This is a genomic window from Microcoleus sp. B4-C2 (genome assembly GCF_036705265.1).
GTDB lineage: Bacteria > Cyanobacteriota > Cyanobacteriia > Cyanobacteriales > Microcoleaceae > Microcoleus.
Map to the genome: position 1 here is coordinate 87913 of NZ_JAUBUB010000004.1, position 21402 is coordinate 109314.

General features: G+C 45.2%; 22 protein-coding genes. 13 read left to right on the forward strand and 9 right to left on the reverse strand.

What is annotated here, in order from left to right:
* Positions 1-42: 42 nt before the first annotated feature.
* The 3 genes from QUB20_RS02750 to QUB20_RS02760 form a co-directional block, all read right to left on the reverse strand.
* A complete protein-coding gene (locus QUB20_RS02750) occupies positions 43-477 on the reverse strand; it encodes a ferritin-like domain-containing protein (RefSeq protein ID WP_333034807.1) in 435 nt (144 codons plus the stop codon).
* 116 nt (positions 478-593) lie between these two features.
* Positions 594-779 (reverse strand): hypothetical protein, encoded by a 186-nt coding sequence (locus tag QUB20_RS02755; protein ID WP_333243101.1) that lies wholly within the window; start codon positions 777-779, stop codon positions 594-596.
* A 155-nt stretch (positions 780-934) separates the two neighbouring features.
* Complete coding sequence (locus QUB20_RS02760) at positions 935-1060, reverse strand: hypothetical protein (RefSeq protein WP_333237244.1); 126 nt, start codon at positions 1058-1060, stop codon at positions 935-937.
* A gap of 134 nt (positions 1061-1194) precedes the next feature.
* Here QUB20_RS02760 and QUB20_RS02765 point away from each other — a divergent pair, with 134 nt between their 5' ends.
* Complete coding sequence (locus QUB20_RS02765) at positions 1195-1347, forward strand: hypothetical protein (RefSeq protein ID WP_333243106.1); 153 nt, start codon at positions 1195-1197, stop codon at positions 1345-1347.
* Between the two features lie 452 nt (positions 1348-1799).
* Here the strand turns inward: QUB20_RS02765 and QUB20_RS02770 are convergent, their stop codons facing one another.
* A complete protein-coding gene (locus QUB20_RS02770) occupies positions 1800-1934 on the reverse strand; it encodes a hypothetical protein (RefSeq protein ID WP_333252564.1) in 135 nt (44 codons plus the stop codon).
* On the opposite strand from QUB20_RS02770, the gene QUB20_RS02775 reads away from it, so the two are divergent.
* From QUB20_RS02775 to QUB20_RS02785, 3 genes are all read left to right on the forward strand, one after another.
* The gene (locus QUB20_RS02775) at positions 1934-2860 is read left to right on the forward strand and encodes an energy-coupling factor ABC transporter permease (protein WP_333243109.1); all 927 of its coding nucleotides are present in this window, start codon (positions 1934-1936) and stop codon (positions 2858-2860) included. The two genes, QUB20_RS02770 and QUB20_RS02775, sit on opposite strands and share 1 nt — an antisense overlap.
* Positions 2853-3509 (forward strand): energy-coupling factor transporter transmembrane component T, encoded by a 657-nt coding sequence (locus tag QUB20_RS02780; RefSeq protein WP_333243112.1) that lies wholly within the window; start codon positions 2853-2855, stop codon positions 3507-3509. The genes QUB20_RS02775 and QUB20_RS02780 overlap by 8 nt, the downstream gene beginning before the upstream one ends.
* A 255-nt stretch (positions 3510-3764) precedes the next feature.
* Entirely contained in the window at positions 3765-4499 is a 735-nt protein-coding gene (locus QUB20_RS02785; protein ID WP_333243115.1) for an ABC transporter ATP-binding protein, read from the forward strand.
* A gap of 97 nt (positions 4500-4596) precedes the next feature.
* Here QUB20_RS02785 and QUB20_RS02790 read toward each other — a convergent pair whose 3' ends face one another.
* Positions 4597-5601 carry an ion transporter gene (locus tag QUB20_RS02790; protein ID WP_333243118.1) on the reverse strand — a complete coding sequence of 335 codons (1005 nt, stop codon included), beginning with the start codon at positions 5599-5601 and terminating at the stop codon, positions 4597-4599.
* Between the two features lie 246 nt (positions 5602-5847).
* Here QUB20_RS02790 and QUB20_RS02795 point away from each other — a divergent pair, with 246 nt between their 5' ends.
* Together QUB20_RS02795 and QUB20_RS02800 are read left to right on the forward strand one after the other, a co-directional pair.
* On the forward strand, positions 5848-6855 hold the full coding sequence (locus tag QUB20_RS02795) for a 2-hydroxyacid dehydrogenase (RefSeq protein WP_333243121.1): 1008 nt from the start codon (positions 5848-5850) through the stop codon (positions 6853-6855).
* Positions 6856-7051: 196 nt separating this feature from the next.
* On the forward strand, positions 7052-7489 hold the full coding sequence (locus QUB20_RS02800) for a CAAD domain-containing protein (RefSeq protein WP_333243124.1): 438 nt from the start codon (positions 7052-7054) through the stop codon (positions 7487-7489).
* Positions 7490-7754: 265 nt separating this feature from the next.
* On the opposite strand, the gene aroA is transcribed toward QUB20_RS02800, so the two are convergent.
* On the reverse strand, positions 7755-9110 hold the full coding sequence (gene aroA / locus QUB20_RS02805; protein ID WP_333243128.1) for a 3-phosphoshikimate 1-carboxyvinyltransferase: 1356 nt from the start codon (positions 9108-9110) through the stop codon (positions 7755-7757).
* 427 nt (positions 9111-9537) lie between these two features.
* On the opposite strand from aroA, the gene QUB20_RS02810 reads away from it, so the two are divergent.
* Positions 9538-10041, forward strand: a complete 504-nt coding sequence (locus tag QUB20_RS02810) for a hypothetical protein (RefSeq protein WP_333243131.1) — start codon at positions 9538-9540, stop codon at positions 10039-10041.
* 118 nt (positions 10042-10159) lie between these two features.
* Here QUB20_RS02810 and QUB20_RS02815 read toward each other — a convergent pair whose 3' ends face one another.
* A complete protein-coding gene (locus QUB20_RS02815) occupies positions 10160-10639 on the reverse strand; it encodes a hypothetical protein (RefSeq protein WP_333243134.1) in 480 nt (159 codons plus the stop codon).
* 281 nt (positions 10640-10920) lie between these two features.
* Between QUB20_RS02815 and QUB20_RS02820 the strand changes: the two genes are divergently transcribed.
* From QUB20_RS02820 to QUB20_RS02835, 4 genes are all read left to right on the forward strand, one after another.
* Positions 10921-11598, forward strand: coding sequence for a hypothetical protein (locus QUB20_RS02820; RefSeq protein ID WP_333243137.1), 678 nt, complete (start codon positions 10921-10923; stop codon positions 11596-11598).
* A 407-nt stretch (positions 11599-12005) separates the two neighbouring features.
* Complete coding sequence (locus QUB20_RS02825; RefSeq protein ID WP_333243140.1) at positions 12006-12305, forward strand: putative quinol monooxygenase; 300 nt, start codon at positions 12006-12008, stop codon at positions 12303-12305.
* Positions 12306-12445: 140 nt separating this feature from the next.
* Positions 12446-13255, forward strand: coding sequence for an MOSC domain-containing protein (locus tag QUB20_RS02830; protein ID WP_333243143.1), 810 nt, complete (start codon positions 12446-12448; stop codon positions 13253-13255).
* A gap of 21 nt (positions 13256-13276) precedes the next feature.
* A complete protein-coding gene (locus QUB20_RS02835) occupies positions 13277-13414 on the forward strand; it encodes a hypothetical protein (protein WP_333291147.1) in 138 nt (45 codons plus the stop codon).
* A gap of 10 nt (positions 13415-13424) precedes the next feature.
* On the opposite strand, the gene QUB20_RS02840 is transcribed toward QUB20_RS02835, so the two are convergent.
* Both QUB20_RS02840 and QUB20_RS02845 read right to left on the reverse strand, forming a co-directional pair.
* On the reverse strand, positions 13425-14294 hold the full coding sequence (locus QUB20_RS02840; protein ID WP_333243146.1) for a calcium-binding protein: 870 nt from the start codon (positions 14292-14294) through the stop codon (positions 13425-13427).
* A 74-nt stretch (positions 14295-14368) separates the two neighbouring features.
* Positions 14369-16042, reverse strand: a complete 1674-nt coding sequence (locus QUB20_RS02845) for a methyltransferase domain-containing protein (protein ID WP_333243149.1) — start codon at positions 16040-16042, stop codon at positions 14369-14371.
* Positions 16043-16413: 371 nt separating this feature from the next.
* Between QUB20_RS02845 and QUB20_RS02850 the strand changes: the two genes are divergently transcribed.
* Both QUB20_RS02850 and QUB20_RS02855 read left to right on the forward strand, forming a co-directional pair.
* Positions 16414-20262 carry a glycosyltransferase gene (locus QUB20_RS02850; protein WP_333243152.1) on the forward strand — a complete coding sequence of 1283 codons (3849 nt, stop codon included), beginning with the start codon at positions 16414-16416 and terminating at the stop codon, positions 20260-20262.
* Positions 20263-20542: 280 nt separating this feature from the next.
* A complete protein-coding gene (locus QUB20_RS02855) occupies positions 20543-21292 on the forward strand; it encodes a peptidylprolyl isomerase (protein WP_333158023.1) in 750 nt (249 codons plus the stop codon).
* The last annotated feature ends 110 nt before the right edge of the window (positions 21293-21402 follow it).

Sequence of the window (21402 nt, forward strand, 5' to 3'; positions counted from 1 at the left end):
AACCAATAACCCATAACCAATCACAATTAACTAATGATTAAATCAACTATAATCCCGGAGCATTTTTTTCAGTTCTACTTGGTGTAATTCTTCTTGCCCAATTAGATTTCGGGCATATTCTTCCAAATAAACGCTGGAGTTGGTCACGACTTCAAGTAAAGACTTATACTTTTTGAGGGCTTTTTTCTCGTGATTTAAACTTTCTTCTAACAAGTCTTTCACCGAGTGTTTGTAGGTTTCTTCGATGGGAGCAATTTTCTGACTGGGGTGTCCCTCTAAACCGGTGAGAATTTCTCCTGCTTGTTGGGCGTGGAGTAGAGATTCCGTTGCTTGTGCTTTAAAAAACTGCACGATGGGAATCCGGTTTGGCCCTGTCACCATTAGTGAATAGTGGGTATAGCGCACGACACCTGCAAGTTCCCATTCCATGATGGTGCATAGCAGTTCCTGGGTTTTTTTCTCGTCAAGTTCTTTCATTTGTTGTTTTAGAGGTAGAATGCCTTAGAGGGCGCTGTTTATAATAGCACATTTAAGTTAAAAAGGAAAAGTAAGGTGCTGATGGCGCAGCTTACCGGAGAGATGTTGTATGTGAGCTAGGGGTTAACTTCTAAGGTTCCTGTAGGTTCAAACACTACAGTAAACTTAGCGAGTGGTGCTGCATTGTTGCTGCTAGTTTCGGGAGATTTGAGGAGATTTGGCAAAGGAGTTTCTTTGGTGTAATCCTTGGCTGGTTGATTGAGCGGCTCGAAATTGCCGTAGCTTGCGGGGCGGAACGCCATCGCCCCATCTTGACTTGTACTGACTCGATAGACTAGATTTTGATTGAATGTAGGGCTAGTTTGCCAACTTCCATCGATGCGATCGTACAGTTTCAGAGTTAACTCATCTAGTTTTACGCCGTAATTTCTGCTGTCTGATTTGTTCCATCTACCGCCTAAACTTTCTGCTGGGCTGCTGATACAGGTACAGCTTGGAGAGTATTATCTGTAGCCCTACTTGCCATAGCCGTTTCAGTAGACATATTAGTGAAAGGTACAACCTCTGGAGACTTGTCAGGCAAATTTTTGGGGTTGTCAACAGCTAAACTGGAATTATTTGCAGCCGGAAGCGGACTGTTACTCGCAATAGCTGGTTAGGCCACCCCTTAGCAACAGCATTAGCGGGATTTTGCCTCTCCATTGTCAAAGACTTGACATGAAAACCGCGAAACATTTATTTTTGGCTAACGCGCGGGAGCATCTCAATGAAAGCAGCAAAGCTAAAAATTGGAGTTTGGAGGCAGGAGGCAGGAGGCAGGAGGGAAGAGGAAGAAGGAAGGAGCCAGAAGAAGTGTTTTTACAAATATGAGATGTTCCCTAACGCGCCACATTGCGATGGGAAAAGTCAATCGATTTTAGATTTTAGATTTTAGATTTTAGATTAAAGCATTGACTTGCGCGAGATAAATACGTTCGGCAAGTTTCATCGGATACAGGTTTTTTATTTCTGGGTCCTGATTCTGCTTTCGGAATGAATCCGGGGCTTGTATCCTGGATGCTTGATTGTCAAAAATTTAATGTAAGCTCTTCTCAAGAGTGGGAATAAAACCAATTAGGGATTTTCAGTTTTTTCTTGATATTTTTTTTAAATTCTTGCTTGAGCTTGATGGTAAATACATTTGGCAGTTGAATCTGTAAACAAACATTGATAATTCTTATCAAAAAGCTTGAATGTGCGGGTGGTCGGTTATCCGAATAATTCTTCAGGATTATTTAATGTAAAATTTCTCATCCTCGAAATTCTGCCCATGAGGCGCTAATCTATATCCCATAAGCGATCGCCCGCCGCAACTCCCCCGATCGCTCGATCGCAGAAATACCCCCACAGGGGATAGTAAATTTTTGTAAAAAATAGTTGACTAAAGGGCTGGAACTTCTCTCGTTTGGATACATCAATGCACATACCCGATGGTTTCCTTTCACCGCCAGTAGCCATTGCCACCGGCATAGCAAGCGCAGCAGCAATCGCAGTTGCCCTAAATCGAACCAGCGCCAGTCTGGGACTCCGACAAGCCCCAGTCATGGGCTTAACCACAGCTTTCGTGTTTGCAGCCCAGATGATCAACTTTCCCGTAGCCGGCGGCACCAGCGGGCACTTGTTGGGAGGGGCGCTCGCATCCGTCGTTTTGGGAAGCCCTTGGGCGGCAACTTTGGCCATGAGCACGGTTGTTATAATTCAGAGCGTGTTATTTGCCGATGGGGGCATCACCGCCCTGGGGGCCAATATTTTCATAGGGCTAGTTGGCATTTGGGTGGGCTGGTGGCTGTTGCAACCGTTGCAGCAACTCTTGGGAGGTTCCCGAAATCGTTTGCCCCTCGCCGCGGGCATCGCCGCCGCCATCAGCGTCGTTGCTGCTTCTATTTGCTGCACAATCGCCCTGGCCATTTCTGGAACAGTAGGCCTGAATATTGCACTGCCAGCAATGGTAGGCGTACATATTTTAATCGGCATTGGCGAAGGGGTAATTACAGGTGGAGTTTTAACTTATCTCGTCAAAGTGCGGCCGGATTTACTGCCGGGAGAACAGCCACAATTGCAGAAATGGGTAGTGCCAGTAATCGGAGTTTTATTAATTTCGGGGGTGCTTTCACTGTTTGCTTCAAGTTGGCCTGACGGGTTAGAAGCGGTAGCCGAACAATACGGCTTTAAAGATAAAGAAGCTGTGGCGATCGAAAATCCCACTCCTTTAGCAGATTACACAGTTAAAGGATTAGAAGAACAGCCGATTGGTACTAGCATTGCTGGACTTTTAGGGTCTGCCTTCAGCTTCGGCGCGGCTTTTGGGATTGCTCAGTTGGTGGTAAAACCTAAAGATGTCTAAACTCTCCATACCTTTTCGATTGCGAGTGTCTCTCACAATTGTGATTGGCATGGGTTTTCTGAAGACAGGCGCTTGGCTGTGGCTGGGAATTTATGGGGCGATCGCACTTTTTTGGTCGTTTTGGCTCAGGGCTCCCGTGCGAACCCTAGCGCAACTGTTGGGAGCAGAATTGGTTTTTCTCTCCTTATTAGTGCTGCCCCAAGGTTGGGAACGCGCCAGTTTTTTGTTGCTGCGTTCCCTAATTTGCTTGCTAATTATGAACAGTTTTCTGCTAACTTTGCCACCCCACAGTTTCGGAATCGCCCTCAAAGGATTGCCCCTACCAGCAGGTTTGCAAGAGATTGTACTTTTAACAGCACAATACTTAGAAATCCTGCTAGCCGAAGTCAACCGCATGAAAATATCTGCCCAACTCCGGGGCTTGTCCGGTACCGGAGGATGGCTGCGCTACGCCAGTGCTTCCATGATCGGAGCGCTTTATTTGCGAAGTCTCGATCGGGCAGAAAGAGTACACGCAGCCATGCTAATTCGCGGCTATCAAGGAAGTTTGCCCTCCGACTCCAAATCAACACCTAAAGAGCGAATCTGGCTGACACTAGCAGTTTTAACCGCAGCCGGATTAACAACAGCTTCTTACGGTTATTCGTAATTGGGCATTGGGCATTTAACTGGTTCCCCGGCTCTGCCTGGGAATCCATATCCAGAGGCTCTGCCTCGCTTCTTGCGGAGGACAATTGGAGGCAGAGCCTCCCGATCTGCGTTCCCAGGCAGAGCCTGTGAACGAGTAGAATTGGTAATTGATTAATTCATGCCTCTACCTTTTGCCCTCTCCCTTCCCCTCTCTGCGCCCTCTGTGTTCTCTGCGGTTAAATACTCTTAATCCTAAAATCGAGGAAAATAAAAATTGACTATACTCAAATCCGTGCCAACAATCGAAGTAGAAAATTTAGTATTCGGATATCACGATCAAAAGCCAATATTGAGGGGAATTTCTTTTACTTTGCAACCGGGAGAAAGAGTTGCTCTACTCGGCCTGACAGGTGCTGGTAAAAGCACTTTGCTCGAAAACTTGATCGGATTAAAAATGCCTCAAGCGGGCGAGATTAGAGTGCAGGGAAAAAAGCTGGAAGAGGCGACTTTATCGCAGGCGCGGAGGCAGATTGGATTTTGCTTTCAAGATGCAAATGACCAGCTATTTATGCCCACTATTTTAGAGGATGTTATGTTCGGGCCACGCAATTACGGAGTGCCGCCGGGAGTTGCGCGCGATCGAGCTTTATCGCTATTAGACGAATTTGGTTTAGTAGAATTTGCCAACCGTTCGGCCCATGAACTTTCGGGAGGTCAAAGAAGATTAGCAGCCTTGGCAGCAATTTTAGCATTAGAGCCGGCAATTTTGATCTTAGATGAACCGACCAACGGACTAGATCCCTCGTGGCGGCGTCATTTGGCTAAGGTTTTGTCCCAATTGCCGATCGAGGTAATTTTAATCGCTTCTCATAATTTGAATTGGATCGGGAAAACGACTCAAAGGGCTTTAGTTTTGGCGGATGGTGAGATTAAAATTGACAGAAAAACCAAAGATTTGCTTGCAGATAAATCAACTCTCGAATATTACAATTTGCCACCAGATTGGTAATTAACTATTGACTATTACTCATTACATAAAGCAGTGATAACTAACCACAAGTGATGGTAACGATGGGGTGGCAATAACAGGCAATGTATATCTGTAATTAAAGCTCGAATTTGCGAACGGCTTCATTGTACAAATGAATAGCTAAATCGCGCAAAATTTGTTCATTTTGAAACTCACTTCCTAACTTCTGTTTGGCAATTTGAACACATTTTTTCATCAAGTCTGATGAACTTTCGATGTGAAGTGCGATCGCCCTTTGCTTTTGTTCAAAACTGGCCTCGATTTCCGCCAGCATTTTGACCGATTGACAATTCGCAAATTCCTCTAATTTTTCAGCTTTTTTTTCCTGCTTTCTCTTTTGTAGTTCCTCGGAAAAACCCCCAGCAATTATCCCCGCAGGTAACGCAAAAATTCCGATTCCCAAAAATGCTAACATGGCTCCTAACAATTTTCCTAAAGGAGTGATTGGATAAATATCGCCGTAACCCACAGTAGTTAATGTCACAACTCCCCACCACATTGCATCGGGGATGCTGCCAAAAGCTTCGGGATGTGCCTCGTATTCAACAAAATACATGATGCTAGAGGCAAATATTAACAGAATAAAAACTGCAAATGCAGTGGCAATCAACTCCTCTTTCTTAGCGTACAATACTGCTCCCAGAGTTCTGACTGACTCTGAATAACGGCTCATTTTTAGCAAGCGCAACAAGCGCAAAACACGAATTAAATTAACGAATTTAAAACTAGGAAACAACAGCAAAAAATAATAAGGCAAGATAGAAATTAAATCTATCAAACTTAGCGGTGTAAGAGCATATTTCAATCTTCCCCAAAGCGGGTGGCTGTATCTGCGATCGACTGTAGACACCCAGAGCCTTAAAATATATTCTATTGTAAATACTAAGGAGGAAACAATTTCGATGTTTACCAAAAGCGATGTGTGTTCTGGCGACAATGTGGGCGAAGTAGAAGCAATAAAAGCTGCGACGTTGATCAGAATTAAACAAGTTATGACAACATCATCGGCTAAACTGTATAAATTGCTTGAGTCTGAGGTTTCTAAAATTTCATAAATTATTGTTTTGATTTTTTTACGCATCTGAGTTTGTCCTAAGATTTTAGCAATTAACGCTCACGCTTTACTACAGTCTAAACAATTAAATTAAAAAAATTAAGCAGGAGTTGTGCTAAAGCTAAAAAATTGGTATCTTCACAGATGCTCTTGTTACGAAATTCAATATTTATCAGGGAAAGTGGGTTGTTTGGGGCAACGGCGCTCTAGTAAAATTTAGAGTTGATCTCTGGAAAAAATTTCCAACTATTACTGGGTTTGCAGGCAAAAATCATGAAGGTAGCCGTATTCAGCACTAAATCCTACGATCGCACATTTCTGGAAGCAGCGAATGTCGGCGGCAAACACGATTTAGTTTTTTTTGAACCGCGTCTGAACCTGGAAACCAGCGTTTTGGCTGCTGGATTTCCGGCCGTTTGCGCGTTCGTGAACGACTCCTTGGACGCGAAAACGCTGCTTAGCATTGCCGAAAAAGGCGTCCGCTTGCTGGCCCTGAGATCGGCCGGATTCAATCACGTGGATTTAGCAGCAGCGAAGGATTTAGATCTAACTCTGCTGCGAGTTCCGGCTTATTCTCCCTACGCAGTGGCCGAACACGCAGTCGCTCTGATTTTGTCCCTCAACCGCCGAATCCATCGGGCCTACAACCGCGTCCGCGAAGGCAATTTCGCCCTAGATGGCTTGTTGGGTTTTGATCTCCACGGCAAAACGGTGGGAATTGTCGGAACAGGCAGAATTGGCGCAATTACTGCCCAAATTCTGCACGGATTCGGGTGTCGCCTGCTGGGATACGATGTTTACCAAAACCCAGATTGCCTTGCCATAGGCATGGAATACGTTGCACTCCCGGAACTCTTCGCCACTTCTGATATTGTCAGCCTCCACTGTCCGCTGATACCGGAAACTTACCATTTAATCGGTGCAGAGGCGATCGAGCAAATGAAACCAGGGATGATGCTGATAAATACCAGCCGCGGTCAGTTGATTGACACTAAAGCTGTCACCAAAGCACTGAAGTCTGGTATAATTGGCTACCTCGGCTTAGATGTTTACGAACAAGAGACGGATCTGTTTTTTGAGGATTTGTCAAATCACGTCATTCAAGACGACGTATTTCAGCGCTTGCTGACTTTCCCCAACGTCCTGATTACCGGACATCAAGCTTTCTTCACCGAGGAAGCTTTGAAAAATATCGCCGAAACCACGATCGGCAATATCACCGACTTTGAACAAGGACGCCCTTGCCCGAATCAAATCGACCTCGCTCAAGTGAAAAAATGAGTCAAAAGACCGATTTGGCAACGAGGGAAATTGTTTAAAATCAAGTCATATCGTTCTTTTTGCTTGCAATTTGTGAAACTCTGCCTTAGTCTCATCAATTAGTCCCTGCAGCGTGGATGCTGTGCTAATTACCGGAGAATTATACTGGCAGCAATTCACAGCCTGCAATTTTACCTGACAACGGAGTAAGTATCCAATGACACAAGCTAACTTTTCTGACGACGCACAAACAATCACTGAAGTCGTGACAGTAGATCTGGTGGAGGACAAACCGGGGGTCATGACTACAGTGACCACCACAGAAACACCGGCCAGCCAGTTCCAAGATATTAAAGACCAAGTTATTACAATTTTGTCGGAACTTCCAGCCTATCTCTCTAATTTTTTTGCTGACTACCAAAAGCCCCTAATAACAGTTGGTTTAATCTTGGCAGGCGGTATTAGTATTAAGGTAATGCTGGGAGTTTTAGGTGCTCTTAATGATGTCCCTTTGGTAGCTCCCATTTTTGAGTTGATTGGCATGGGATATACGGGTTGGTTTGTTTATCGCTATCTGCTCAAGGCTTCAGATCGCCAAGAGTTGTTAACGGAAATTGATTCTTTAAAAGAACAAGTTGTAGGCAAAGATTCTTAGAGGAAGTCATTAGTCATTAGTCATTAGTCATTGGTCATTAGTCATTAGTCATTAGTCCTTGGTCATTAGTTAGTGGTTATTTGTTATTTGTAAGGCTATAGCCATAACCGATAACAAGTAACCAGCAACCCATGCCCAATGCCCTGTTTGGCCAATGCCCTGTTTGGCCAATGCCCTGTTTGGCCAATGCCCAATGCCCTGTTTGGCCAATGCCCAATGCCCTGTTTGGCCAATGCCCAATGCCCTGTTTGGCCAATGCCCAATCTTAATTTGGATGGCAAACTTGTTGCAAAGTGGCGGTAAAGTCGGGGTAGGAAATGGCAGCGGCTTCGGCCCGGTGAATGTTAGTAATACCTGTGGCGTTGAGGGCTGCGATCGCCAAACTCATCGCTATTCGGTGGTCGGTGTAGCTGTCAACATCCGCGCCGGTCAAAGGAGTTCCCCCGGTAATTTCTAAACCGTCGGGTAACTCGGAAATTTGAGCTCCCATGCGGTTGAGTTCGGCAGCAGTCACGGCCAGTCGATCGCTCTCTTTGACCCGCAACTCGGCCGCATCTCGAATTATTGTAGTACCGGACGCAAAGATCGCCGCTACTGCCAAAATCGGGATTTCGTCAATCAGCCGGGGAATTAAGTCGCCCGCAATGGTGCATCCCCGCAATTGGCCGGAACTACGAACCAAAATATCCGCTACCGGTTCCCCAGCCGCCTCTCGCTGATTTTGCAGTTCAATGTCGGCGCCCATCATTTCCAAAGCTTCCAAAATCCCTGTACGAGTTGGGTTGACGCCGACATTTTCGACTACGAGTTCCGAACCCGGGACGATCGCCCCAGCAACTAGCCAAAATGCCGCCGAACTAATATCCCCCGGTACAATCACATTCTGTCCTCGCAGTTGTGTCGGCCCAGTGACTGTCACGCTACAAGTTTCTGGATCGACGCTCAATTGAGCTCCAAATGCTCGCAGCATCCGCTCGCTGTGATCCCGCGACAGAGCGGGTTCTGTGACTGTAGTTTCTCCCTCCGCCATCAAACCGGCGAGCAAAATGCAAGATTTAACTTGAGCCGAGGCGATCGGAGAATGGTAGTGAATCGGTTTTAACTGCTGTCCCAGTATCCCTAAAGGAGCTAAAGAATTGCTCTTTCGGCCCCAGATTTGCGCTCCCATAAGTTGTAGCGGTTTAATGACGCGCGACATCGGGCGCGATCGCAAAGAACTGTCACCCGTTACCGCAAAAAAACGCCCCGGATGAGAGGCTAAAATTCCCAACATTAGCCGCATCGTCGTGCCGGAATTACCCGCGTCCAAGACTTCCACAGGCTCCTCTAACTCGCCAATTCCGACGCCCCGGACCCTCACCCGTTCCGCGTTGAGTTCAGAAACTTTGGCTCCCAGGAGCGAGAAACATTTAGCCGTGCTGCGGGGGTCTTCTCCTAGGAGTAGTCCCTCAATAGTAGTTTCACCTTGGGCGATCGCACCCAACATCAAAGCTCGGTGAGAAATCGACTTATCGCCCGGAACTCGAATCCTCCCCACCAGCGACAAGCCCGATGCCGGTTTTTGAATGCTTAAAGTTTGGCTTTTGTCAAGAAGCGTAGTAGTTATAATGTCAGCTTGCATTGAGATAAACTAGGATTGGATGGCGTTAGCTATCCTACCTTTTTCTCAGTCCTAAGTCAGTCGTCTTTTGTACGGGCTTAGGGTTTTTTCCCAATGTGTCCGGTTAACTTAAAGGCTGATTAAACTCGCCCGGAGACTCCGCTGTCAGTTGTCGGCGACACGGGAGTGCGGACGCAACGGCACGGATTTTACATTAATTTCACAAATATTATCCGTGTATCTGCTTAGATTTCATCTCCAGCTCTGAGTTATCGACCAGATGATTGAATTGTGACTAAACAATTTTAGATTTTCGATTGCGAGTTGTAGATTTTTCATTTTGTTAAGCAAAAGCTCCGGAATTTGGAACCCAGCCAATCTAAAATCTAAAGTCTAAAATCTCAAATCTCAAACTGCCCGATCCACCACAACTCCTAAACTTTTATTTATGCTGACCCATCACCGCAAGCCTGTAAGTTTATCGCTCGTCTCCACAGATTTACCTTTGTGGTCAGTCGTTGAAACCGCTGCTACGCTTTATCAAAAAGACCGCGATCGCTTTCACTTGTTGTTGCATGAACCAGCAATCATCGATCGCCAATTTTCCGACGTTTCCGACGCATCTGCCGAGCCAGTTACAATTTTACCCCCAACTACAAAACCCCGGTTGCTCTGGCTAGAAGTTTCGCCCTATCGAGTCATTATGACCATGCAAGGAAACGGCAAATATAGTTACCGCCACTGCTGGGAACGAGGAATGTACGGCCTGAGCCGTTATTGGCTTCAGGGTGAATCCTTGGCGACTCCCGAACAGTTGCGACTCCGCAACTTCACTCGCAACTTGACGCTGACAGGAAAGCCGGAACCGGATCACTTGCGGTTAGAATATGAGTTGTGGTCGGAGAAAGTGCAACTCGGTCGCTATATTTTGAATCTAGAAATTCATCACTAAATTGGGTAATTGCAAAGGGGTAGATAGTAGGTGAAGGCGACGCATTTCTCAAATTCATTCACCCGCTGTGGGTTGTTGGGGTTTGCGTGGCCATCTCAAAACTCAAAACTCTTAGCCTTTAGCGATCGCCCTTACAATAATTAATCAGTTTGCTAGTCAAAGCGTCTTGATTTGCTGCTGCTTGATTCGCCTGTTGGCCGGCTCTAATAATATCTGCTTGAGCTGTTTGGATTTGGACTCGACCTTCTATACTTGTAGAAGCGAGATTTCCAGCCTGAAGACTTTTGCTTATGTCGCCGAGTGCTAGACTAATTTCCTGGAAGGATTTGACCGATGGCTCCTGAATTTCTTTGAGGGTTGGATCTGTTATTCGCAGATCTTCAAGTTCCTTCGCTATCCGGTTCAAATTTTTAGCTAAGCTGTCGGTCGTTGCAGCATCGTTGCTGTCTTTATCAACATCCATGAGAGCGTTGCCTTTGTTGACAATTTCAGTAAATTTAGTACACTGGACAGCTCGGCTATCGCTGCAACTAATCGTCAGCGTACAGCAAGCAACAACTATCAGCAGGATGGCAATCTGTTTGCGAAAAAAGTACATGAACCCTCGGTTGCAAAAAAAAGTAGATTCTGGGATTTTGTCGTAGAGTGCGTCACTCGATTTTCGATTTTCGATTTTCAATTTTCGATTTACTTGCGACATTGAATTAAAGGAGCTGGAACTTTGGTCTAAAATTAGGGATTGTCCAGAAGGCGAGTGTACGCGGCACAGTATCCGTTTTTGGGTGTGTCAGCGGGCCGATCGATATATCGACTGTCGAAAAACTTTCGCGGCATTCAGACACGCTCTACTAAGCTAAACTACCTACCTGTTTAGGAACTATGGTCAAAAACAGCAATAACCTAAAGAAGGGAAGCATTTGGGGATATCTTACCCTGCTTTTGCCTATTTCCTTGACGGCGGTTGCCAGTTTCGAGTCGGGAAAGATGTTTTGGGCGATCGCCACCACAGCGGGCGTTGCTTGGGCTTACAAGCTCTACCAGCAGCAGCAAAAAAATAAACTCGCTCATTTAGACTCGGTTTTCTATAAGTTGATCAAGGAAAATCAAGGGCGAGTTACGGCTTTGGATTTGGCGATGAATGCGAAACTCCCCGGAGAAAAGGTTCAAGAGTATCTCGACGAACGAGCCTCTGAGTTTGCAGCGGATTTTGAGGTGACGGAACAAGGCGGAATTTTGTATTATTTTCAAATAGCTCCAACTGTCACTCCAAGCGAAACACCTAATGTGGCAATAGCTGTTCAAGAGCCTCCCACAAATCGGGAAAAAGCACAAGATAAAAAACCAAATTTATTCCCCATTGCTCAAACTAAGACTCCTCAAAAGCCCAAAATCTCTTTTACCCAGACGGAACTCTCTCGCAGGTTCAAAGTTCACGCAACTACGATCGGCAAGTGGAAACTTAAGCCGGAGTTTGCTCAATGGAGCCGTGAAAAAGACCCGGAGGATCTCGCCTGGGAATATTCTACAGAAAACAAGCGATTTTATCCCAAAGATTGAGTTCCTTCGGTATTTACAAAAATATCTCAAGAAACCCGGTTTATACGACGCTCTGCGCTTAGTAACGAAGACTTTGGCAAGAAACCGGGTTTCTGAGACTTGAGTGCGTCCTGGGCTGATTTTAATGCGGTTGACCTCCTCGCATCCAGGATACCCGCCACGTGATTCATTCCGAAAGCAGACTCAGGACCCAGAAATAAAAAACCTGTATCCGATGAAACTTGCCGAACGTATTTATCTCGCGCAAGTCAATGCTGCAATTCTTTAATCTAAAATCTAAAATCTAAAATCTAAAATCGGTTGACCGCTCGATCTCTTTAGGTTATTTTAAGTAAAATCGTCTTTTGCTGAGTTTGCCAAGTAAAAATCGGTAAGTTCGATCGTCCTATCTGTTTCTTTTTTCTCCTATGTCCCAACCAACCTTGCGAGTAGTCGCCCGCCTCGCTGCCTTTCCTGACAAAGTAGCAGAACTTAAATCTCTGCTGCTGAGCATTATAGAACCAACTCGTAAAGAAAAAGGCTGCATCAAATACGAACTCCTGCAAAATCAAGCCGATCCCACAGATTTTACCTATGTTGAAGAGTGGGAAAGTGCAGATTTGCTCGAACTACATCTCGGTTCAACTCACATTCAAGACGCCGTGCAGAAATTAGACGGTTTGGCCGTTGGGCCTCCAGATATCCGCCGCTATGAATTGCTAGCTTAATCGGGTTTTTATAGCAATTTTATTAAGGTTTGTGAAATAGCTTATGCCCCCCTACAAAAGGGGCGGGCACGGGAGCACCGCCCCTACAAAAAGGGGGGGATAAGAGTGAGAGTTAAAATTGTAGTAACTTCCTAAAAATTATGATACCTGCAACAATAAAACAGTTATTTATTTATCCAATTAAAGGGCTGACACCGCAAGAAATGTCAGAGTTTGCTTTAACAGCAGGACACGGAATTAAGGGCGATCGAGCTTTTGCCTTAATGTTCGCAGATAATCTGGAAGCTGCAAAGATGCCTGCCCAAAATATGCCTTGGATGAGCAAAAAACATTTTGCTGTCCAAAACGATTGGCCTTTGTTAGCAGCTTTAGAATGCGATTATCAACCGGAAACTGCCGTTTTAACAGTCAAGCGTGAAGGAGTTGCAGTCTTATCGGCAGAAACGAACACAGCAGCGGGGCGCGATCGCATTGGCAGTTTTTTCACCGAATATTTGGCGGCAATTGAACCAACAAAAGAAGCGAGACACCCGCAGTTTGCACCTTTGCAATTAGTCGGCGACACCAGCGGCGAAACTCGTTATCCCGATCGAGAACCCGTACACATTTCTTTACTCAGTCAAGCCACATTAGACCAATTAACAGAAATTGCTGTTCAAAACATTGACGTGGGCCGATTTCGCCCGAACATTGTGCTAGAAGGTATGGCAGCTTGGTCAGAATTTGAGTTGATCGGAAAACAGTTTCAATTAGGAACAGCGCGTATAGAAGTTACAGCACGAATCGGCCGCTGTGTCAATATAGAAGTGAATCCAGAAACGGGCGATCGGGATATTTCCCTACTCAGTTTACTGCAACAGGAATTCGGTCACGCACAAACTGGAGTTTTAGCCAAAATTATCAACAGCGGCACAGTTAAAATCGGCGATGTTTTGACTGCTGTAAAATAGTAGGACTTACGGGCGGGCAAGATGCCCAACCCCTACTCCCCACAAGAAAACTCATTATTTGTGGAACAGGCATCTTGCCTGTTCATGAGAATATCTTGGCTGTTCCTGAGAATGGTGCAAGATGTGAGATGCACCTCTCAAGGATTGCAGCTTACCTGAATATCTTAACTCATCCTGCTTCCGGCACCCTCACCTTATTACCAATCAAATTCAGAAAACTCGCTCCAAAATGTTGAATCTCCAAAAAATTAGCATAGGAAGGAGTTGACTTGTAAACTCTAAAAGTCCGCATAATTCCTAAAGTCGCCGCACTTTCCAGGGGGCCGATAAAGCTAGTATCTCTATCCAAAAAATGAGACTGCTTAGCCCAGTGTGCCATCTGTTCTGCATTCAAAAAGTAGCAGCCGGAATGAGGATTCAACGCCCGCTCAAAAGCGACTGTTTGTTCCATGATTTTTCCCTTTAACTGCCGCTGCTCCTCCACATTTTGAAACTTAGCAGTAGCTGTTGCTGCTAAATCACCATCAATATATGCTTTAAAAACCGCGCCTTGAGGCGCTATTTCATAGCGATTAGGTTGCAGCAAATTCCCATTTCCTCCGTGATGCGTAAACCACTTTAATTTACTAAAAAACCACGGGTCATGCAGAACTAAATCATCTTCCAAATAACAGAAATAATCGTATTTGTTAAGACAGGATCGCAAAACTGCTTGACACTCAAACCCCAACAGCAGCGGTTCGCATTTGGTAGCGTGGTGCATAAAACATCTGGGCTGCACTGGCAGTTGAGGCAACAGATGATAACCTTGAGTAGTGCAAACAACAATGTCAATTTCGTGCTGTTGAGATTGATTTGCTGGGATAGTTGCACATTCGCGAATGTCAATCATGGACTGAGATTTGCCGTATAAAGCTTGCAGCGATGTCACGCAAGCGGTTAAAGCATTTAGTCGTGGTTGCGGATCATTTCGCTGGGAAGCGTGTTTTCCGTCGCCGCTGGGATTGTAAAAGTGAGCAATAGTGAATAGAATTCGCATTGGTGTGGAGTAACAATTAGAAATTAAACAATAAAACAGAACGATCGCACAATAGCCTATAAATCTTACCGCACTTAGTCACCAAATAACTCCGGCAGGCGATCGCGCAGTTCAGCATTTAAACGGGGCAACTCGTCCCGCATTTGTAAGTACCAATCTCGGCGCTGTCGGTAGTGCCCGCACAGCAAGCGGTTGTCGCGCACCCATTCGTAAGCATTCGCCGCTATTTTCCGGCGCATAGAAGTATCAGAAATTAGCGAATTTAGTTTGGTTTCAAACTCTTTTTCATATCTATAAATCAATCCGGTTTCACCTTCGACTATGGAATGTTCGTACACAGTGGGACTTGCTAGCACCGCTACTCCCCGCGCTGCACATTCAATAAATTTTAAGTCGGATTTTGTTTCGTTAACCGGGTTGGAAACAAGCGGTAGCAAAGCTATATCGCAACTGTACATTATTTCTTGATACCGTTCGTAACTGCAAAAGGGTTCAAATTCTTTTTGCTGTATTTCCAAGGATTCAAAAAATCGGCGGTCATGGATTACTTTAACTCGAATCCGGTGCTTGTGTGCGACTAAAACTCGATTGAGCGCTGCCATAATCGGCTGCCAATCTTTTTCGCGGTTGAGCGCACCAAAAAAAATTGTGACTGTATCTTCTGCCGGATAAATTCGTGGCGGAGGTAGATAGGCTAATTGATTGGGAAATACGGCAACATTTGAATTGTATTGGCGCAAAATTTTTGCTAGCGGTTCTGTCGAAGTTTGAACGCAGTGACAGCCGCGATAGCTGAGGTAATTATTGTCGGCGTATTCGCGGCGACGGATGGGATTGTCGTCAATTTCAGCTACTATTAAATAGCCTTGTTGCAGGAGTTCTTTGATTTGGGGAATGTACGCGGGATATTGCATGATTGTCCGCTGCCAGATGAAGACTTTTTCTTCTTCCGGCAGCGGCGGAATTAACTCGGCTTTTTTCACGCCGGATACGGCGCGGACACCGGGAATTGTAGCGCTAAATTTGTCCGGTTCCAAAACTCGCACACGATCGCACCCTGTAGGAGCCATAATGATAGTCTGAATCAGCAGTCTGCGCGCAGGTAGGGTCGATTTGGTCGATCGCACGATATAATGTTCAGCACCGGTTTCCGTAGCAAAGCTGCTCGATGTGAGCTCTAAAGCCTGTACCATTGGATGCAGCAATTGCTGAAACTGGACAAAATTTTCGGTTTTGTGTCCCTTCCCTTGAAATTCATAAACCTGCAATCCGGCTTGAGCAAATAGTGATTTAATACTTTCTAGGGTAAACCAGTGCTGCATCTTGTTGTCGGGATTCTCCCACTGTCCCCGCAACAGATTGACAATCCGCCGCCAGTATTGAACATTAGGGATTCGGGCGAGAATTTGCCCCTCTGGATTCAGCAAAGAATTGTACTGCTTGAGGACTTCCCAAGGGTTTTTGAGATAGGGTAGCAAGTCGCCAAAAACCAAACAATCGACGGTTCCTGGGGCGATGTCGAGACTTTCGATGGCAATTTCTTCAATATCGGCTACCGTCACCCAGTTTAGCCGATCGACTGCTATTTTAGCTTTTTCTCGATCGCATTCAATGCCAATATACTGACAATGGGGATTAATCAGCTTGTACTGTTCGCCCGTCGAGCCCATACCGCAGCCAATTTCAACAATGACTTTAGCATCCGGCGGTAGCAGCTTCAATAAGTCGTGGTTGACGCGATCGATCACTTTGTCTAAAATTCCTGATTAGTTGATCGTAAAATAAAACAGAGCAACCCATGCCGACAGACCACCAGCCGAAGGTTAGCATTGCGATGCCAGTATACAATGGCGATCGGCACATTTGTCAAGCACCCTATTTTCTGTTGCCAACCCTTTCTATTCCCTCTCTTCTCTTCCTCTGCGTTCTCTGCGCCCTCTGCGGTTCATTTAATCTTATTCACCCATCATACAAGCATTCCTATATCTTAGCAAAAATTGAGCAAAATTATAATTTATTCTCAACCCCTACCCTCATTCAGCGCGATAGAAAAACTCAATTAATTCGGCTTTTTCCCAAAAAAAATTAACCCAACAATTTGCTAAATACATTAGAAACTATGAACCCTAATCTAGGAATGAACATCGCCGGCTACATCAGCGGCGAATTTGGCATAGGAGAAGGTGTCCGAGCCAACATCAGAGCCGCAGAAGCAGCCAACATTCCCTTCATTATCAACAATTTTACCCGCAGTCCCCACCGCAAACAAGACACCACCTATCAAAACTTTAGCCAAGACAATCCCCATCCCGTAAACTTAATTCAAGTCAACGCCGATGAAGTTGCAACCTTTATCAAAGATAGAGGTTCCAGCTATTTTGAAAACAAATACAATATCGGATTTTGGGCCTGGGAACTTCCCGAATTTCCCCCAGAATGGCAGCCAGCATTTAATAACTTTCACGAAATATGGACTTACAGCAACTATTGCGCCGAGGCAATTTCAGCAGTCTCGCCAATTCCCGTTATCAAAATCATGCCCAGTATTGCTCTCCCCGCACCTTCCCTGAACAGAGAAGCACTGAATTTACCTAAAGATAAATTTATTTTCTTGTTTGTATTCGACTTTTCCAGCCGCATCGAGCGCAAAAATAGTTTAGCGACAATTCAAGCATTTAAGCAAGCTTTTGGCGAAGATAACAGCGTATTATTGGTCATCAAATCTTCTAATTCAACCCAACATTTAGAACAGCAAAAGTTATTAAAGTCTGCTATCGCCAATTGTTCAAATATCAAACATCTAGACGGGTATTTGTCCAAAAATAAACTAAACGGTTTGCTGTACAATTGCGACTGTTATGTATCCCTGCACCGCTGCGAAGGATTTGGCTTAACAATGGCTGAAGCCATGTTTTACGGCAAACCCGTAATTGCCACCGGCTATTCATCAAATACAGAATTTATGAATGTCGGAAATAGCTATTTAGTCAAGTATAAGTTAATCCCAATTGAGCAAGATTGCGGGCCTTACAAAAAAGGCAATGTTTGGGCCCAAGCGGATGTCGAACACGCTGCGGATTTAATGCGGTACGTCTGTAACAATTACCGGGAAGCTCAACAAATTGGAGCTATAGCTGCTGAGGAAATTAAGACTTTACTCAACCCGCAAGTTACAGGGAATAAAATTAGAAAACGTCTCGAATATATTGCCGAGATTACCGATAACTTTCAAAGCATACCTCTGTCAGGAACAGCCAAAGCGCAGTCTGCCCAAATCAGGGCTAACTTGTCGCCATCTCAGCAACAAAGTCAATCAAAAGCAGAACTGCTAAACGGACAGCCGAAGGTTAGCATTTGCATTCCGACATACAACGGAGAAGCATTTATTGGGGAAGCAATCAAAAGTGCTTTGGCCCAAACATACCCTAACATAGAACTGATTATATCCGATGACGGCTCCACAGACCGCACAATTGCGATCGCCCAATCATTCCAATCACAAACCTCAGTCGATTTCCGCATCATACTGCACCGCAACTACGGCTTATCACAAAACTGGAATTTTTGCATATCCCAAGCAAAAGGTCAATACATTAAATTTCTCTTTCAAGACGACTTGCTCGCACCAGAATGTATTGAAAAAATGGTCGCACTCGCCCAAGAAAACCCAGAAATAGGTATGGTTTTCTCCCCGCGCGGCATCACCATAGCTGAAGATGAATCTAACCCAATTTTGCGGAGAGCTTCCCAATCAATTAAAGATTTGCACAAAAGCTGGTCGAATTTAAAATCTATTCAGCCAGGAAAAGAATTACTCGCAGATACTAAATGCTTGAACAACCCGATAAACAAAATTGGCGAACCGAGTACCGTCTTAATTGCCGCGCGAGTCTTTGAAGAAATAGGATTATTTGATTCGGGATTATCTCAGTATGTAGACTTAGATATGTGGTGGCGAATCATGGGTAACTATCACATCGGATTTGTCGATGAAAAACTGTCATCACTGCGGATTCATCCCGAACAACAAACTTGGAAAAACTTCGCCGCTGGGGAAAACCATAAAGATGTAGTCAGATTTTACAAAAAACTACTAAATAGTCCTGATTACAGTTTCCTGGATCAACAAATCAAACAGACAATCCGCCATAAGTTGGCATTGAGAACCCAGCCGAGTTTATCAGAATTATCACCACTGCTCGATCAATACAATAAATTCCCCTCAAAACAGCCTCTTCTCGCGCTGCGCCCCTACCGCCAACAGCTAGCTGAGTATTGGCTGAATTTGCCAGCGGAAAAATTAGAAATTTCTTACTCGAAAGACATGGGGAAAGCTCATAAATTGCTACTAGATAGCGCCCTCAAAAATGAAACTTTAACTGAGTCAGAAAAAAGTTTTGTCCAGCAGTTATCCTCGAAACTTGCTGAAGGAGGGGAAATTGCCGAGAAGATGCAATATCTCCTCGCAGCGATGCTGTACCGCGACGCTTATCAGTTGCCGATTGAGTATAACAATGCAGCGATTCCCCAGTGGTTTTTTGACGATTTTCTGAAATTTATATTTCAGTCTCCCGGTTATTTTCAACAAAACTGGGAAATAGAAATGTACTCAGAATATTTCCAGCAGTTAATCAAGTACGTCGCAGCTAATATCGCCAGTTTCCCCGATTCAGAGGTTTGGCGTTATTTGGCGGATTTTATTGCGAAAAATGTTAGATTCCAAGCTTTGTATTTGAGCGAGGTCAATCTGCTCAATATATTGAGTCAGCGAGCTGATATTCTGGAATTTTATTTGAAAAATATAGGCAGTCAAATAGAATGGAATTTTCCTCAGAGAGAACCTGAAAGAACTAAAATCCGAGTTGGCTTTTTGCTGGATAAAATTAGTGAGGAATCCGAGACTCGTGCAGCAATTTCGAGTTTTGAATATTTAGACAGAAGCAAATTTGAAATTATTGTGTACTATTTCCAGGTACAAGACGAGCGACTGGGGAAATATTGCGAAAATTGCGCTGACAAACTGGTGCAACTGTCAGAAACTTTGCCCAATCAAGTCCGAGAAATGCGATCGCACGATTTAGATATTCTGCTAATCTGCACCAATACTACCGACACTTCTCAACCAAGCGCGCTGCTGTGCCTGCACCGACTAGCGCGGGTGCAAATCGCTACCGGTGCATCAACCCCCGCAACCACCGGCACCCGAAATATCGATTATTTCATTGCTGGAGATTTGACATTACCCGCAGGTGCAGCAGCAGAGTATCGCGAAAAATTAATTACTTTAAAAGGTTCGGGAGTTTGTTTAAGCTATACTGTAGGATCAGCACCTGCCACAGTTGAACCGACTCGCAGCAGTTGGGGAGCCACCGACGAATCTGTAGTGTTCATGTCCGGCGCTCAAGCTTGGACAATTATCCCAGAATTGAGAGAAACTTGGGCAAAAATTATTGCTGCCGTACCGAATTCTATTTTAGTTTTGTATCCCTTTAGTTCCGGCAATGAAAACTATCCGACGGTGCCTTTTTACAACCAAATTCGATCGCTCTTTGCCGAATTTGGGATTGACAAAAAGCGCTTAGTTGTGATTAAGGCGCTGCCATCTCGCGCAGATTGCATAAAATGTCTGGAATTGGCTGATATATATTTAGACTCCTATCCATACAGCAGTGGCTGCTTCTTAGCAGAACCCCTGTTGGTGGGGTTGCCTGTAGTGGTAAGAAAAGGGCAAAAAACTCGATCGCGACAATCAGCCGCAGTGCTCGAAGAACTACTAATTCCGGAACTGGTAGCTGACAGCGAGAACTCTTATTTAGAGCTGAACACAGCACTGGGAACCAACCCAGAACTGCGCCGGCACTACCGCGAGCGAATCCAGCAAAAAATGGCAGCAAACCCCAAATATCTCGACAGTCGCGCTTGCTCGACCCAACTCGAAGCACTCTTTGAAAGACTATTCCGAGAGTGAAGGATGAAGGAAGAAGGAAGTTCAGCAACTAAGCAGTGTACGGGATTTAACGGATAGATGTTGAGGGAAGATTTTCCCACTCTCCCACTCTCGCATCCCGTTACCATTCTGAGCCCCGCGGGGAACCCCTCGCTAGGCAGAGCGTCAAGAAATAGACAGCAATAGCGCTAGCCCACTGACGGTCTGCTATCATCGGGGAATCGAGGGGTTAGTGGTTGTCGCTCTTTTCCTGCCACAGCTAAATTAAAAGGGGAAGCGCAAGTCAGTTGGAGAAAAAAAAATGACAGGACTTTTTCAAATAGGCGATAAATTACTGCAAGCTCAGGATATGCCATCGCTCCTGAAGCGGTATCAGTTGATGCCACAATTCTTGCGGGGTGTAATAGTAGACCAAGCGATCGCATCCTTTAGTTGCAGCGACGAAGAACGAAAATCCGCCGTCCTTGACTTTCTGGCACAACACCAACTGACAGCCCCGGAAGCCAAAGAAGCTTGGCTGCGCGGTCAAAATATGACGGAAGAAGAACTTCAAGAGATGGCCGTTAGGCCCTTGCTGATCGAAAAATTTAAGCAAGCCACTTGGAGACCTAAAGTAGATAATTATTTTTTAACCCGCAAAGCCAGCCTAGACCACGTAGTCTATTCCCTGGTACGCACCAAAAATCCAGCACTGGCAAACGAACTTTACTTTCGCATCCTCGAAGGGGAACAAACCTTTGCTGAAGTGGCCCGCGACTATTCCGAAGGGCCGGAGTCCAAGTCAGGCGGCTTGTTGGGCCCAGTACCCCTCAGCCAGCCCCACCCGGCAATCAGCAAACTTTTGTCCGTCAGCCAGCCAAATCAACTCTGGACGCCGCGTCCTCTGGCAGAATGGATGGTAATTATTCGATTAGAAAAGTTCATGCCGGCCCAGCTTGATGAATCGATGCGGCTGCACTTGATTAACGAACTATTTGAAAGCTGGCTCGCCGAACAGATATCGCAAATAGGCCCGCTACAGCCCCTCTCCTCCGTGTCTTCAATTTCATGACAATCAAGCAAGTTGGTCAGGGGCCCCCGGATTTATCCGTGGAGACTTGAAAAAGCGTAGCATCCTGACAAAAACCCCCTGGATTCAATCTAAAATCTAAAATCTAAAAT

Coding starts and splice junctions, on each gene's coding strand:
- QUB20_RS02775 (WP_333243109.1), top strand. CDS start 1,934: ATGCACATACCCGATGGTTTCCTTTCACCGCCAGTAGCCATTGCCACC.
- QUB20_RS02835 (WP_333291147.1), top strand. CDS start 13,277: ATGCCCAACCCCTACTCCCCACAAGAAAACTCATTATTTGTGGAACAG.
- QUB20_RS02795 (WP_333243121.1), top strand. CDS start 5,848: ATGAAGGTAGCCGTATTCAGCACTAAATCCTACGATCGCACATTTCTG.
- QUB20_RS02840 (WP_333243146.1), bottom strand. CDS start 14,294: ATGCGAATTCTATTCACTATTGCTCACTTTTACAATCCCAGCGGCGAC.
- aroA (WP_333243128.1), bottom strand. CDS start 9,110: ATGCAAGCTGACATTATAACTACTACGCTTCTTGACAAAAGCCAAACT.
- QUB20_RS02755 (WP_333243101.1), bottom strand. CDS start 779: ATGGCGTTCCGCCCCGCAAGCTACGGCAATTTCGAGCCGCTCAATCAA.
- QUB20_RS02820 (WP_333243137.1), top strand. CDS start 10,921: ATGGTCAAAAACAGCAATAACCTAAAGAAGGGAAGCATTTGGGGATAT.
- QUB20_RS02855 (WP_333158023.1), top strand. CDS start 20,543: ATGACAGGACTTTTTCAAATAGGCGATAAATTACTGCAAGCTCAGGAT.
- QUB20_RS02765 (WP_333243106.1), top strand. CDS start 1,195: ATGAAAACCGCGAAACATTTATTTTTGGCTAACGCGCGGGAGCATCTC.
- QUB20_RS02780 (WP_333243112.1), top strand. CDS start 2,853: ATGTCTAAACTCTCCATACCTTTTCGATTGCGAGTGTCTCTCACAATT.
- QUB20_RS02750 (WP_333034807.1), bottom strand. CDS start 477: ATGAAAGAACTTGACGAGAAAAAAACCCAGGAACTGCTATGCACCATC.
- QUB20_RS02815 (WP_333243134.1), bottom strand. CDS start 10,639: ATGTACTTTTTTCGCAAACAGATTGCCATCCTGCTGATAGTTGTTGCT.
- QUB20_RS02850 (WP_333243152.1), top strand. CDS start 16,414: ATGAACCCTAATCTAGGAATGAACATCGCCGGCTACATCAGCGGCGAA.
- QUB20_RS02810 (WP_333243131.1), top strand. CDS start 9,538: ATGCTGACCCATCACCGCAAGCCTGTAAGTTTATCGCTCGTCTCCACA.
- QUB20_RS02800 (WP_333243124.1), top strand. CDS start 7,052: ATGACACAAGCTAACTTTTCTGACGACGCACAAACAATCACTGAAGTC.
- QUB20_RS02825 (WP_333243140.1), top strand. CDS start 12,006: ATGTCCCAACCAACCTTGCGAGTAGTCGCCCGCCTCGCTGCCTTTCCT.
- QUB20_RS02830 (WP_333243143.1), top strand. CDS start 12,446: ATGATACCTGCAACAATAAAACAGTTATTTATTTATCCAATTAAAGGG.
- QUB20_RS02790 (WP_333243118.1), bottom strand. CDS start 5,601: ATGCGTAAAAAAATCAAAACAATAATTTATGAAATTTTAGAAACCTCA.